Annotated in this window: 17 protein-coding genes; 7 read left to right on the top strand and 10 right to left on the bottom strand. The window is 69.4% G+C overall.

All coding sequences use genetic code 11. From position 1 onward, the window contains the following. Positions 1–4 precede the first annotated feature (4 nt). The 3 genes from M1L60_RS17375 to M1L60_RS17365 are packed head-to-tail and all read right to left on the bottom strand — an operon-like array spanning position 5 to position 3,137. A complete protein-coding gene (locus M1L60_RS17375; protein WP_253238474.1) occupies positions 5–1,111 on the bottom strand; it encodes an alcohol dehydrogenase catalytic domain-containing protein in 1,107 nt (368 codons plus the stop codon). Beyond that, positions 1,108–2,511: an aldehyde dehydrogenase family protein gene (locus tag M1L60_RS17370; RefSeq protein ID WP_253238473.1), complete on the bottom strand. Its 1,404-nt coding sequence runs from the start codon at positions 2,509–2,511 to the stop codon at positions 1,108–1,110. Before M1L60_RS17370 ends, M1L60_RS17375 begins: the two co-directional genes overlap by 4 nt. Continuing rightward, positions 2,511–3,137: a TetR/AcrR family transcriptional regulator gene (locus M1L60_RS17365; RefSeq protein WP_253238472.1), complete on the bottom strand. Its 627-nt coding sequence runs from the start codon at positions 3,135–3,137 to the stop codon at positions 2,511–2,513. The genes M1L60_RS17370 and M1L60_RS17365 overlap by 1 nt, the downstream gene beginning before the upstream one ends. 63 nt (positions 3,138–3,200) lie before the next feature. On the opposite strand from M1L60_RS17365, the gene M1L60_RS17360 reads away from it, so the two are divergent. Both M1L60_RS17360 and M1L60_RS17355 read left to right on the top strand, forming a co-directional pair. Further along, the gene (locus tag M1L60_RS17360) at positions 3,201–4,373 is read left to right on the top strand and encodes an acyl-CoA dehydrogenase family protein (protein WP_253238471.1); all 1,173 of its coding nucleotides are present in this window, start codon (positions 3,201–3,203) and stop codon (positions 4,371–4,373) included. Beyond that, positions 4,370–5,896 (top strand): long-chain-fatty-acid--CoA ligase, encoded by a 1,527-nt coding sequence (locus M1L60_RS17355; protein WP_253238470.1) that lies wholly within the window; start codon positions 4,370–4,372, stop codon positions 5,894–5,896. The genes M1L60_RS17360 and M1L60_RS17355 overlap by 4 nt, the downstream gene beginning before the upstream one ends. Here M1L60_RS17355 and M1L60_RS17350 read toward each other — a convergent pair. Further along, positions 5,885–6,307, bottom strand: a complete 423-nt coding sequence (locus tag M1L60_RS17350; protein ID WP_253238469.1) for a (deoxy)nucleoside triphosphate pyrophosphohydrolase — start codon at positions 6,305–6,307, stop codon at positions 5,885–5,887. The two genes, M1L60_RS17355 and M1L60_RS17350, sit on opposite strands and share 12 nt — an antisense overlap. Before the next feature lie 182 nt (positions 6,308–6,489). On the opposite strand from M1L60_RS17350, the gene M1L60_RS17345 reads away from it, so the two are divergent. After that, on the top strand, positions 6,490–6,807 hold the full coding sequence (locus M1L60_RS17345; protein ID WP_253238468.1) for a 4a-hydroxytetrahydrobiopterin dehydratase: 318 nt from the start codon (positions 6,490–6,492) through the stop codon (positions 6,805–6,807). A 16-nt stretch (positions 6,808–6,823) separates the two neighbouring features. Beyond that, on the top strand, positions 6,824–7,186 hold the full coding sequence (locus M1L60_RS17340; RefSeq protein ID WP_253238467.1) for a PH domain-containing protein: 363 nt from the start codon (positions 6,824–6,826) through the stop codon (positions 7,184–7,186). Here M1L60_RS17340 and M1L60_RS17335 read toward each other — a convergent pair. From M1L60_RS17335 to M1L60_RS17315, 5 genes are all read right to left on the bottom strand, one after another. Further along, the gene (locus M1L60_RS17335) at positions 7,183–7,911 is read right to left on the bottom strand and encodes a Type 1 glutamine amidotransferase-like domain-containing protein (RefSeq protein WP_253238466.1); all 729 of its coding nucleotides are present in this window, start codon (positions 7,909–7,911) and stop codon (positions 7,183–7,185) included. The genes M1L60_RS17340 and M1L60_RS17335 overlap by 4 nt on opposite strands. Continuing rightward, positions 7,908–8,741, bottom strand: a complete 834-nt coding sequence (locus tag M1L60_RS17330) for a nucleotidyltransferase domain-containing protein (protein ID WP_253238465.1) — start codon at positions 8,739–8,741, stop codon at positions 7,908–7,910. The genes M1L60_RS17335 and M1L60_RS17330 overlap by 4 nt, the downstream gene beginning before the upstream one ends. Continuing rightward, a complete protein-coding gene (locus tag M1L60_RS17325) occupies positions 8,738–9,472 on the bottom strand; it encodes a methyltransferase domain-containing protein (RefSeq protein WP_253238464.1) in 735 nt (244 codons plus the stop codon). Before M1L60_RS17325 ends, M1L60_RS17330 begins: the two co-directional genes overlap by 4 nt. After that, positions 9,469–10,461, bottom strand: coding sequence for a G5 domain-containing protein (locus M1L60_RS17320; protein ID WP_253238463.1), 993 nt, complete (start codon positions 10,459–10,461; stop codon positions 9,469–9,471). The genes M1L60_RS17325 and M1L60_RS17320 overlap by 4 nt, the downstream gene beginning before the upstream one ends. 118 nt (positions 10,462–10,579) lie before the next feature. Continuing rightward, positions 10,580–11,143, bottom strand: coding sequence for an NADPH-dependent FMN reductase (locus tag M1L60_RS17315; protein WP_253238462.1), 564 nt, complete (start codon positions 11,141–11,143; stop codon positions 10,580–10,582). Positions 11,144–11,243: 100 nt separating this feature from the next. Here M1L60_RS17315 and M1L60_RS17310 point away from each other — a divergent pair, with 100 nt between their 5' ends. Together M1L60_RS17310 and M1L60_RS17305 are read left to right on the top strand one after the other, a co-directional pair. After that, the gene (locus M1L60_RS17310) at positions 11,244–11,708 is read left to right on the top strand and encodes a MarR family winged helix-turn-helix transcriptional regulator (protein ID WP_253238461.1); all 465 of its coding nucleotides are present in this window, start codon (positions 11,244–11,246) and stop codon (positions 11,706–11,708) included. Beyond that, entirely contained in the window at positions 11,695–12,147 is a 453-nt protein-coding gene (locus M1L60_RS17305) for a GNAT family N-acetyltransferase (protein WP_253238460.1), read from the top strand. The genes M1L60_RS17310 and M1L60_RS17305 overlap by 14 nt, the downstream gene beginning before the upstream one ends. On the opposite strand, the gene M1L60_RS17300 is transcribed toward M1L60_RS17305, so the two are convergent. After that, complete coding sequence (locus M1L60_RS17300) at positions 12,129–12,269, bottom strand: hypothetical protein (RefSeq protein WP_253238459.1); 141 nt, start codon at positions 12,267–12,269, stop codon at positions 12,129–12,131. The two genes, M1L60_RS17305 and M1L60_RS17300, sit on opposite strands and share 19 nt — an antisense overlap. Here M1L60_RS17300 and M1L60_RS17295 point away from each other — a divergent pair. Further along, a complete protein-coding gene (locus M1L60_RS17295) occupies positions 12,268–12,984 on the top strand; it encodes a hypothetical protein (protein WP_253238458.1) in 717 nt (238 codons plus the stop codon). The two genes, M1L60_RS17300 and M1L60_RS17295, sit on opposite strands and share 2 nt — an antisense overlap.

The following is a 12,984-nucleotide window of genomic DNA, read 5'->3' as shown; positions in this document are numbered from 1 at the left end:
GCTGTCACGGTAGCAACGCCTCACCGATCGTGACGATGGAGCGAGCGCCTTCACCTCGGGACATGCGGTCGAAGGCGTCGGGGACGTCGGCCAGGGTTATGCGGTTGGTGATCAGGTGGTTGAGGGACAGGCGGCCGGAGAGGACGTCGTCGGCCAGGCGGGGGATCTCGATGTCGGGGTCGGCGGAGCCGTAGACCGAGGAGCGCAGGATGCGCGCCGACGAGAAGATGTCCAAGGCGGACAGTTGCACCTGGTCGTCGTTGGAGCCCATGCCGACGACGGTGACCTGGCCGCCGCGGCGGGTGGCGCGCCAGGCGGCTCGGATTGTCGCGGCGCGGCCCACGCACTCGAAGGCGTGGTCGGCGCCGCGGCCCGAGGTGCGGCCGCGGATCTCTTTCGACAGGGTGTCGGACGAGACCACGAAGTCGGTGGCCCCGGCCGCCTCGGCCAGGCCTTTCTTGGCCTCGGAGATGTCGACCGCGATCACGTCGGAGGCGCCGGCGGCCCGGGCCGCCGCGACCACCGACAGGCCGACGCCGCCGAGACCGATCACCACCACCGACTGGCCGGGCTGCACCTGGGCCGTGTTGCGGACCGCGCCCGCGCCGGTCAGCACACCGCAGCTGAGCAGGGCGGCGACCTCGAACTCGAGCGCCGGGGGCACCCTGATGACGGCGTTCTCGGGCGCGACCACCTGGTCGGCGAAGGCGCCCAGGCCCAGCGCCACGTGCACCGGCCCGCCGTCGAGGGTGACGCCGTTCTCGAGCGAGGCCACGCCGGACGACGTCGAGCACAGCCACGGCTCGTCGTTCTCGCAGAACCAGCACGTGCGGCAGGCGGGCTGCCAGTTGAGCACCACGTGGTCGCCGACTGCGGCCCGGGTCACGTTCGCGCCGACCTCGACGACCTCGCCCGCCGCCTCGTGCCCGAGGACCAGCGGGAAGGACGGGCGGATGGTGCCGTTGACCATGGACAGGTCGGAGTGGCAGACGCCGGCCGCGCGCACCTTGACCCGCACCTGGCCCGGCCCGACCTCGGGCAGTCGCAGCTCGGCGACCGTGGGGCGGCCGGCGGTTTCGGTGAGGACCAGGCCGTTGAAGTAGGAAGTCATCGCTGGATCGCCTTCACCTGCTGGAACTCGGCCAGGCCGAACTCGCCCAGTTCACGGCCGACACCGGACTGCTTGTAGCCGCCGAACGGCGCGGCCGGGTTGAACGAGCCACCGTTGACATCGACCTGACCCGTGCGCATTCGCCGTGCCACCGCCAGCGCCCGCTCCTCCGAGCCCCAGACGCCGCCGGCCAGCCCGTACCTAGAGTTGTTGGCGATCGTCACCGCCTCGTCGTCGGACGAGAACGGGATGATTGACAGCACCGGGCCGAAGATCTCTTCCTGCGCCAGCTCGGAGGCCGGGTCGACATCGGCGAAGACAGTCGGCGCAACGAAATGTCCCGATTGCGGCAACGGTGAATCCAATCCGCCGGCCACGAGCCGAGCCGACGCACGCGAAATGAAGCCACGCACGCGATCACGCTGCGCCCCCGACACCAACGGGCCCAGCCTGGTCTCCGGGTCGAAAGGATCACCGACCTTATAGCCGCCGGCCGTCTTGGCGGCCAGCGAAACAGCCTCGTCGTAGTGGCTGCGGTGGACCAGCATGCGGGTCCAGGCCGTGCACGTCTGGCCCGAGTTGAGGAAGGCGTTGCCGACCCCCACCTTCACGGCCCGGGTCACGTCGGCGTCCTCGAGGATGACATTGGCCGATTTGCCACCGAGCTCGAGGGCCACGCGTGCGATCCGGTCGGCCGCCGCGTGGGTGATGGCCCGGCCGGTCGCGGTCGAGCCGGTGAACGAGACCATGTCGACGTCGGGGTGCCCGGCGATAGCGGCCCCGACGATCGGGCCGGTCCCGGTCACCACGTTGAGCACGCCGGCCGGGACGCCCGCCTCTTCGGCCGCGTCGACCAGCAGGAACGCCACCAGCGGGGTGAGCTCGCTGGGCTTGAGCACGACCGTGCAGCCGGCCGCCAGGGCCGCGGCCACCTTGGCCACCACCTGATGCAGCGGGTAGTTCCACGGAGTGATCGCACCGACGACACCGACGGGCTCGTGCTCGATCAGGGAGTTGCCGATGGTGCGCGCGGCCACCGGCTGCGCGGCCAGATCGGCGTACGAACGAAGGACCGCAAGCGGAAGGCCGGCCTGGACGGCCTTGGCGATCTTGAGGGGCGCGCCCAGCTCGAGACCCACCACGCGAGCGATGTCGGCGGCGCGCTTCGAGAGCGAAGTGTGCAGGCGATCCAGAACCTCGGCCCGGTCAGGCGCGACCGACCAGGAAGAGAAGGCCGCCCGAGCCGCCGCCACCGCGCGTTCGACGTCGGCCGCAGTGCCCGCCGGCACGTGGCCCAGCACCTCTTCGGTGGCGGGATTTTCCACCGCGATGGTCTCGGCGGAGGCGGGTGGGACCCACTCCCCGCCGATGTAGAGGTGTGGCCGGTCGAGCGATGTCATCAGCGGGTCCCCATCTCGTATCGGGCCGTGAGGCCGGTGATCAGCAGGTCCAGTCCGAGTTCGAAGGCGCCCTCGTCCACGGCTACATGATGCTCCGCCAGACGGGGTGCGTGCCCCAGGTGTGGATAACGTTCGTACAGATCGGGGTCGACGTCGAAGCCGAGCGCGAACGACCCCAGCGACGAGCCCGTGACCAGGTATCTCATGAGCGCGCCGATGTGCGTGGCCTGTGCATAACTCCACCCCGCGTCGACCAGCGCCCCGTACACAGCCTCGGCCATGGCCAGCGACGCGGGCCGGCGCCCGGGGCCCTGGGCCAGCACCGGCACGACGTTCGGGTGTTCGCTGAGCACCTTCCGATAGGAGTGAGCCCAGCGACGCAAAGCGTCGGGCCAGTCGCAGACCTGAAAACCGGACAAATCAACTTGGGAGATCACGGCGTCGGCGACCGCGTCCACAATGTCGCTTTTGGTGGCGAAGTGGTTGTAGAGCGAGGGCCCTTGGACACCCAACTCGGTGGCGAGCCGCCTGGTCGAGAGCGCATCCAGCCCTTCCGCGTCGACCAGGGCCGCGGCCGCCTCGACGATCCGCTCCCGGGTCAGCAACGCCTGCCGCGGCCGGGCCATGGAATTCCCCCATCGAAAAATCTGCACTGGACGCGCTAAAACTTACACCGCTAGTTTAACGGCATGGACTTCTCGCTCACCGACGAGGAACGCGCGATTCGCGACACGGCCCGCCAGTTCATCACCCGCGAGGTCATGCCGCTCGAACAAGAGGCGCTGCTGCGCGAGCGCCGCCACGAGCCCGGCCTCGACCGCAGCGAGTTGCGCGAGCTGCAACAGAAGGCCAAGAAGTTCGGCTTCTGGGGCTTGTCCACACCGGAGGCGTACGGCGGCATGGATCTTCCGGCCGTGCTGCAGTCACTGATCTGGACCGAGGTCGGCCGCACGTTCGTGCAGTTCAAGTTTGGCGGCGAGGCCGACAACATTCTGTATTACGCCAATGAGCAGCAGAAGCAGGAGTTCCTGGTCCCCACCATCGAGGGCGACCGGATCTCGTGCTTCGCGATCACCGAGCCCGGCGCCGGCTCCGACGCGGCCAACATCAAGCTCAGCGCGCGTCCGGACGGCGACGACTGGATCCTCAACGGCGAGAAGACGTTCATCACCAACGGCAACGACGCCGACTTCGTCATCGTGGTCGCGGTGACCGATCGCGAGAAGGGCGTGCGCGGTGGCGGCACCACGGCCTTCCTGGTCGACCGGGAGATGGGCTGGCGCTCCGAGTTCATCCAGACCATGGGCGAGGGCGGCCCGGCCTCGCTGATCTTCGACGACGTCCGCGTCCCGGCCCGCAACATCCTGGGCGAGATCGGTCAGGGTTTCGAGCTCGGCATGAAGTGGATCGGCAAGGGCCGCTACCTCATCCCGTCCAACGCTCTGGGCATCGCCGAGCGGTCGCTGGGCATGGCGATTGAGTACGCCAACACGCGTGAGACGTTCGGCCGGAAGATCGGTGAGAACCAGGCCATCCAGTGGATGATCGCCGACTCCGAGGTCGAGCTGGAGGCGGCCCGCTGGCTCATCCTGCGCGCGGCCTGGACGGTCGACCAGGGTGAAGATCCGCGGCACGCGTCCTCGATGGCCAAGCTCTACGGCGCCCAGATGGTGAACAACGTGGTAGACCGGGTCATGCAGATCCACGGAGGAATGGGCTACACCCGCGAGCTTCCGATCGAACGGTGGTACCGCCAGGTGCGACTCATGCGTATCTATGAAGGTACCGACGAGATGCAGCGTCTGATCATCTCGCGCGACCTGCTCCGCGGGTACACCAAGATCGGAGGGCACTTGGCATGACGCAGTTGTCGCTCGCCACCGTCCTGGCCGAGTCGGCCCGGAAGTATCCCGACAAAATTGCGGTGATCGATAGCCTGACCACTGAGCGCATCACGTACAAAGACCTTTGGCAACAGACCTTGGCGTACGCGGGCGGGCTCGACATCAACCCTGGTGACGTGGTGGCCGTCCAGATCCCCAACCTGGCCGACTTCCCCCGCGTTTACTACGCCGTACTGGCGGCCGGCGGCACGATCGTCCCGATGCACCTGCTCCTCACCCCTGAGGAGAACGCGTACGTCCTGAAGGACAGCGGCGCGAAGCTGCTGGTGGCCCACTCCAGCCAGCTCGAGAACGCGGTCGCCGCGGCCAAGCTGGCCGACGTCCCGGTCGTATCGGTCGGTCCGGCTGTGCCCGGGATCGACCGGCTGGAGGAGGCCGGCAAGAAGCCCCTGCGGACCTACGTGAGCCGCGAAGCTGAAGACGTAGCGGTCGTCTTCTACACGAGCGGCACCACCGGCAAACCCAAGGGGGCCCTGCTCACCCATCTCAACCTCGTGATGAACACGATGGTCAACGTCTTCGACATCCACGACTTGAACGACGACGACATCGTGATGGGCTGCCTGCCGCTGTTCCACACGTTCGGCCAGACCGTGGGCATGAACGGCACGTTCCGGCTGGGCGGCACCATCGTGCTCATGGCCCGCTTCACCGGCGAGGCCGCGATCCAGCTCATGGTCCGCGAGAACGTCACGATCTTCCATGGCGTGCCGACGATGTACATCGGTCTGCTCGAAGCTGCGGCCAAGGCCGACCAGCTGCCCCGTTTGCGGCTGTGCGTCTCGGGCGGCGCGTCGTTGCCGGTGGCGGTGCTCGAGAAGTTCAACGAGGCGTTCGGTGCCACGATCTACGAGGGCTACGGCCTATCGGAGACCTCGCCCACCGCCACGACCAACCAGCCCGCGTTCGGCGCGAAGCCGGGCACGATCGGCCACCCGATCTGGGGTGTCGAGGTCGAGATCGCCCGGCCCGAGATCGACGAGCGGATCGAGCTCATGGACGACGGCGAGCTGGGCGAGATCGTCATCCGCGGGCACAACGTCTTCGCCGGCTACCTCAACAACCCGGCCGCGACGGCCGAGGCGATGGTGGACGGCTGGTTCCGTACGGGTGATCTCGGCACCAAGGACGCGGACGGCTTCATCACGATCGTCGACCGCAAGAAAGACCTGGTCATCCGGGGTGGCTTCAACGTCTATCCGCGTGAGGTGGAGGAGGCGCTGGCCCGCCACCCGGCCGTGCTGCAGGTGGCGGTGATCGGTGTGCCCGACCCGGTGCACGGCGAGGAGATCTGCGCGGTGGTGGTGCCCGACCCGGGTGGCATCACGGCCGACGAGCTGATCGAGTGGTCGCGCGAGAAGCTCGGCAAGCACAAGTACCCGCGGCAGATCCGGTTCGCCGAGCAGCTCCCGCTCGGGCCGAGCTTCAAGGTGCTCAAGCGGGAACTGCGCAAGACGTACGGGGCCGAGTCAGGCCAGTAGGGCCGGGAGCTCGGCGACGATCGGTTTGTCCGCGGGCAGCCAGTGCACGCTGTCCAGCTCGTCCTTGGCGAGCCAGCGCATGGACGTGTGCTCCAGCGCCCGCGGCACGTCGCCCTCCAGCAGGCGTACGGCGAAGACGCGCAGCACGGCGCGGCCGTGGGCCAGCGAGACGTCCGGCCCGACCCGGTCGCCGACCTCGACGCGTACGCCCAGTTCCTCGGCGCATTCGCGCGCCAGCGCCTGCTGGTCGGTCTCGCCCGGTTCGACCTTTCCGCCCGGAAACTCCCAACGGCCGGCGACCTCGACCGGTGCCGAGCGCTCGCACGCCAGAACCCGTCCATCGGTGATGATCACCGCAGCCACGATTACCCTTCGTGACTTCTGTTCCTTGACGTGCTGTTTCGGCGGCATGAATCAAGAGCTTCCCACAAAAGTTTACCGATCAGGTTGCCCGAGGCGTCCCGATCGTCACGCAAACACGGATATGTGGGCGTGGACATGATTGCCGCGGGAAGCAACACTTGTGGCACCGACCATGACGACACGGCGACAGTTTGGCCACAAGCCGGCAACGACGCCTAGGGGGTGCGGCGATGCGGGCCAGAAGACAACGGGTGAACCGCTCGGACTACCTCAGCGACGCTTTGACGCTGCTGAGCGGCTGGACGCAGGACGGCGTACAGCTCAAACGAGAACTTGTCTGCGACGACAGTCAGCATGCCGCATTGACCGAGCGGATCAAGGTGGCGGCGGACACACTGCGCATACGCCCCTCCATCCGGCGAACCGAGGGTCACACACAGATCTGTCTGGGTGACCGGGACGGCGAGACCCTCACGGACGGTGAGGTCGCCCTCGCGGCCCGGATCGAGGACTTCTATCGCACGGTCACGGCCCCGCATAGCCCTTGATCGCTACCCTCGCCCTATGAGCGAAGTGATTTACGACAGCAAGGGCCAGCTCCAGCAGATCGAGAGCGGCCTGCTGGACGGCGAGCAGATCATCGCGGTCTACGACGCGGTCGGCGCCGGGACGGGCTTCATCGGGCTGACCAACCGGCGCGTCATCATCCAGGACAAGTCGTTCGTCGGTAAGCGCGTCGCGATCACCAGCATCCCGTACTCCAAGGTCAGCAGCGTCAGCGTGGTCAGCAACAAGAGCTGGGCCGGGCAGTTCTTCTCGACCGGCACGATCGCCATCACGGTCGGCACGCACATCTACGAGGTCGAGTTCCGCGGATCCGAGAAGACTCACCACGTACACAACGTGATCTTGCATTACGCCAGCTAGAGCACCCGCGTTGGGAGCGGCGTCTCGGTCACCGAGCCGTCGGCCGCGCGACTGAGCTGATAGCCCAGCGGGCCGGGCCGGTCGGCCACCACCTCGCTCAACGTGGTGCCGCGATAGACCAGCCCGGCGCCGTCGTCGGTCGCATACCCGTCGCCCAGCGTGCCGTCGCCGATCAGCTCGTGCATCCTGGGCCGCCGCTGCGCCTCGGCGTCGTAGTGCACACCGTTCGAGTACGGCAGCAAGCCCAGCCCGTCGGTGAAGCCGCGCAGGTCGGGCCCGTAGCTGTCGGTGGTGCCACCCTGATGCCAGCAGATCGAGCCGGCCGACACGCCGCCGAGCACCACGCCCGCCTGCCACGCCTCGTGCAGGATCGTGTCGACGCCGTGGGCCCGCCACACCGCGCACAGGTTGGCCACGCTGCCGCCGTGGACCCAGATGATGTCCTGTTCGAGCAGGTGGGCGCGGATGTCGGCCACGTTCGGCATCGGGAAGAGCTGCAGGTGCGAGGGGACGAACTCGGTGCCGGCGAAGGCGGCGTAGTGCGCGCCGATGGTGGCCGGCGGGTCGCCGCTGGCCTGGGTCAGGAAGCAGATCCGGGGCCGGGACACCTGGGCCAGCTCGGCCGCGAACCGGTGGATGGGACCGGGCCGCCAGGCGAAGTCGCCGAACCGGCCGACCTCGAAGAACGCGCTGGTGGCCAGGATCGTGGGCTGGTCGGCGGTCACCGCATCATCATCGTGCACGCGTCGGTCGTGTCGAGCGCGAGGTCGGCCGCGACGTCGATGGCCAGCCGCAACCGCAGCGGGTCGCCCTCGACGGCGGCGAAGGCCTGGTCGACCCGCTCGGCGAACCGTTCGGGCGCACCGGGCAGGGCGGCCGTCGCGGCCACGGCGCCCTTCTCGTTGATCAGCCAGCGGCCGGCCGCGCCGTGCAGGGCGTGCGCGCACACGCCGACCAGCCGGAACAGGCAGCCGGCGACGAAGGCGGTGTCGGCGCGGGGCAGGCCTTTGCGCGCGATCGCGACGAGGAAGTCGGCCTCCCACAGCCCGGCCACCAGGGCCCGGGACAGCGCCGGCGGGTAGGGCTGCAGGCTGCTCCGCAGGCGGGCCAGCTCGCCCGTCGGGTCGCTCAGGAGCCTGCCGAGAGCCAGTTCCCCCGCGTACGCGTGATCGGCGAACCCGAGTGGGTGGCCACCCTGCTGATGGAAGGCGTAGCGGCCGCGCCCGACGTCGGCGCAGATCCCGCGGACGCGGTCGAGGTCGCGATAGATGAAGTCGAGCGCACCCCCGTCGACCTCGAGCCACCCGCCGCCGTCCACCCACGGCCCCCAGCCGCCGGGCGCGGTGACCTGGGCCGATGGCCCGGCGAAGGAACGGGCGACCGCGCCCAGCCGGTCCAGGTCGAGCGGGCCGCGGTAATAGAGCCCCAAGTCGGTGTCGGACTCGGGGGTGTGCGTGCCGCGGGCCCGGCTGCCGCCCAGCACCACGGCGACCACCCCGGGCACCTGGACCAGCTCGGCGGCGAGCTCGGCCAGCCGAGCGTCGCTGAGGGTCACCGGCGGGCCTCGATCAGGACGCGGGTGGCGTGGGAGACGAACATGCCTTTCACGGTGATCTCGTCGTGGACCGCTCGCAACCGGGTTCGATACTTTTCGATCGTGAAACCGGGCACTGTCCACACGACCTTGCGCAAGAAGTGCGCCACCGCGGCTATGTCGTAGAACTCGGCCCGCAGCCTTTCCCCGCGCACCTGCAGCACTTCGAGACCGGCCGCCTCGGCCGCCGCCGCGATCTGCTCGGGATGCTGGTGGTCCGGCGGTGGGAGCGGGCCCAGCATGGCCTCGGAGAGCTCCCGGTTGCTGCCCGGGCCGATCTGCTGGGACAGGAAGATGCCGCCCGGGGTGAGAACGCGCGCGATGCCGGCCCAGTCGGTGGTGACCGGGTGCCGGCTCACGACCAGGTCGAACGAGCCGGCGCGGAACGGCAGCCCGTCGGTCGCGACCACATTGCCGATCCGGCTGCGGGCCACGGGGACGTTCGGCGGCCAGGCCTCGGTCGCGACGTGCGGGCCGCGGCTGCCGGATCTGGCTATGGCGTACGCGAAGACCTCGCCACCCCCGGTCTGCAGATCGAGCGCGGCGCCGGCCCGGGTGAGCCGCTCGGCCACCAGGTCGCCGTACCCCCACGAGGGCCGCTGCTCGGTCGCCCGGCCCGCGAACCACGAGAAGTCCCAGCCCGCGAGCGGCACGGCCGCGGCCTCGTCGAGCAGAGTGTCGAAGTCCGTCACTGCGGCAGTCTGGGGATCTCCGGCTCCACGGCGCAATCCATTTGCGCCGGTTCGGCGGCCGGCACGTCCAGGTCCAGGTCAAGGTCCAGATCCAGCAGTTCGATGTCCTGGTCGAGCACACTCAACTCATCGGCCTCCGGCTCCTCGTCGGGGCACTGCGGCTGGGCCACGCGACCCAGTGGCAGGCAGAAGTCCAGCTTCCGGCCGCATTCATCGCGCCCTCGACGGGGCCGGTCACCGAAGCCCCAGCGGGAGCCGAGGGCGATCACCCGGTGCTGGGGCTCGCGGGTGACGGTGATGTCCAACAGCTTGCGGTCGGTCTCCTGGCCGTCGGTCAGCGTCACCAGGTAGCGCAGGGACTCCTCGCCGGGCACGCCGGCCACGGTGACCTTGCGGGCGCCGCGCGGCAGCGACGGGTCGCGCACGAAGCGGGTCTGGAACGGCACCTCACGCGTGTCGACGTCGGTGCGGGTGGTGATCGAGGGCGCGGCCGGGGGCCGGCTGTCCGGGACCTGGGGCTTGGCGGGAGCGGGCTTAGCCGGGCCGGGCTTGGCGGGACCAGGCTTGGCGGGACCGGGCCGGGCCGGGGCGGGCTTGGCCGGACGGGGCGGGGCCGGGACCGGTTTGGCCGGAGCGGCCGCCTGGGCCGTGGTGGTGGCGACGGGCGCGGGCGGGACCTCGGCCGGGCCGTGGGGGTCGCGCGGGCCGGTCCGGTCGGCCTGTCCGGTCGTACGGGAAAGGGTCGCCACCGGGTCGAGGCCGGGCTCGGCCGACAGGTGCGGGGGCGGCGCCGGGGCCGGGGGCTCGGCGCCGAGCACCGGGGCGGCGGCCTGGCCGATCGCGGTGACGATCCGCGGGGCGTCCGGGTTGTCCTGGGTCAGCACGGCGACGCCGGTCACCCCGGCGCCGAGCACGAGAAGCAGCGCGCTGGTGCCGGCCGTCATGCGGACGCCGAAGGGCAGCCGGGCCCACCAAGACTTTCGTGGCATTTCGAGCAATTGCTGCAATGAGTCACTAGTTGTCTGGTTTTGCACCCATGAATTGTGCGGCGCGAGGCCCCGGATGCAAGCATCCGAGGCCTCGTGGCGTTTTTGATCTTCAGCCCGCTCAGGCGGTGGCGCGCACCGGCTCGAGCGCCTTGCTCCAGGTCACGGTCTGGTCGAGGACCGCGCCGAGGGCCTGCTCCTGGCGCTCGCTGGGCAGGAACTTGCTGTAGTTCTCGAAGTCGGTCGCGAGCGACAGCAGAACCTGCGCGCGCACGTCGGCCAGCATGAGCTCGCCGGCGATCAGACGCAGGTGCTCGACGGCGCGGGCGCCACCGACCGAGCCGTAGCCGACGAAGCCGACGGCCTTGTTGTTCCACTCCTTGAAGAGGAAGTCGATGGCGTTCTTGAGCGCGCCCGAGGTGGAGTGGTTGTACTCCGGGGTCACGAAGATGAAGCCGTCGAACGAGTCGATCTTCTTCGCCCACTCGATCGTGTGCGGCTGGCTGTACTGGCCCATCGACGGCGGGATCGCCTCGTCGAGGTGGGGCAGGTTGTAGTCGAGCAGGTCGACGAGCTCGAACTCGGCGTCGGTGCGCTTGGCCGCGACGTCGTAGACCCACTTGGCCACGGCTTCGCCGTTGCGGCCGGGGCGGGTGCTGCCGAGGATGATTCCGATCTTGGTCATCGCTTTTTCTTCCTTAGCCTGGCGCTGGTCGGTGTGTCCTCGCGCTCTAACTTGCTTCGTCAAGCAACTATTCCTGCATCCTCGGCCTACGATCAACGTCATGTCCGCCACATCACCCGTTCCGCTGACCCCCCAGGAGGAGTCGGTCATGCGGGCGCTCGGCCGGCTCCTGCTCGTGCTGCCCCGGGCGATGAACGCCGACCTCGAGGCTGATCAGCGCATGACGCTCAGCGAATACAGCGTGCTGCGCCACCTCTCCGAGTCTGCCCATGGCCGCATGCGCATGAGCGAACTCGCGCAGTCGTGTGACATGTCCCTCAGCGGGATGACCCGCCTGGCCGCCAAGCTGGAATCCCTCGGCTACCTCAACCGGGTCAAGTGCGACGAGGACGCCCGCGGCTGGAACGCCGTGCTGACCGAGAAGGGCCTGGCCCGCCTGCGCGAGGCCTGGCCCACCCACCTGACCAGCGTCCGCCGCCACATCTTCGACCACCTCGACGCCCTCGACCTCGACGACCTGGCCGCCGCCCTCAACAAGATGGCCACCAGCGATGACGACCATTGACGTACGCCCCTGGGAGGATCCCGCGGGCGTGACTCTGCGCGCTGCCCAGCGGGCCGAACTCGACGCCCGCTACGGCAGCGACGATCACGAGCCCGGCGCGCCCCCGTCGGCCGCCGACATCGACGTGTTCCTGGTCGCCTCGGCCCCCGACGGCACACCCGTGGCCTGTGGCGGCCTCCGCGGCCTCGACGGCACCCACGCGGAGATCAAGCGCATGTACGTCGTCCCGTCCAGCCGGGGCAGCGGCGTGGCTACCGCAGTGCTGCGCGCTTTGGAGGCGGCCGCCGTCACCCGCGGCTGGACGACGCTGCGCCTGGAGACCGGCACGGAACAGCCCGAGGCGATCCGTTTCTACGAGCGCGAGGGCTACCGCGGGATTCCGCTCTATGGCCAGTACGTGGGCTCGGAGATCTCCCTCTGCTACGAGCGGACGTTGTAGACGGTGGATCCGCTCACCTGGGGTGTGGTGGCGAACGTCAGCCGGTACGCCTTCATCAGCCAGGGCCCGACGAAGCGGCCGGGCACGCGCCACTTCGTACCCGGGGCGAAGGTCTGGGTCATGCCGACGCTGTGGGGCGACGGCGGCGACCAGCGCTACGTGGTCGGCACCCGCCGCCGCACCGGCGGCCGCAGCCTGATCCGGCTCGTGATCAACACCGAGAACCTGGTCAACTATCGGGTGCGGCCGGTCCACAGCCCATCGGTGTACGCGGCCATGGGCCAGCCGTCGATGGCCGGCCACGAGCCGAGGCTGTATCCGTCGCGCGAAGCGGCCCAGGAGACCGCCGACTCATGGAAGTGGCAGCGGACCCGCGTGCCGCACCTGGCCCTGAACGAATGGCCGCGGGCCATGCACAACGCGGACGAGCCCTGCGAGTTCTGCGACGGCCGCGACGCCGCCATGACGGGCGGCGGGCTCGACACCAACCCGCACGAGCTCCCCGAATCGGAGCCACCGGCCACCATCGCCTGGTGGGGCACCAACCACGGATTGTGGCGGGCCGGCTGGCTCACCGAGACCAACATCAAGATCCCGGACCGGCTGGCCGACCTGGCCCTGCTGCACCTCGCCCTGGCCCGCCGCACCCAACGCAGCCGCGCCGACTGGCTGGCCCGCACGGTCAAAGGCAAAACCCTGGCCGACCTCCACGACGAGGGCGTAGGCCGCGACCGAATCAGATTCCTCCGCGGCGACCACGACCCCCGCCAACTCGACGGCATCGTCCACGCCTGGCTCGACACAGACAACCGCGTCATCCGAACCAAGTCCGGCTGA

The sequence above is a fragment of the Paractinoplanes aksuensis genome (genome assembly GCF_024137025.1).
Taxonomy (GTDB): Bacteria; Actinomycetota; Actinomycetes; order Mycobacteriales; family Micromonosporaceae; genus Actinoplanes; species Actinoplanes aksuensis.
The sequence above is the reverse complement of the archived record's forward strand: the minus strand, read 5'-3'. Positions and strand labels throughout refer to the sequence as shown.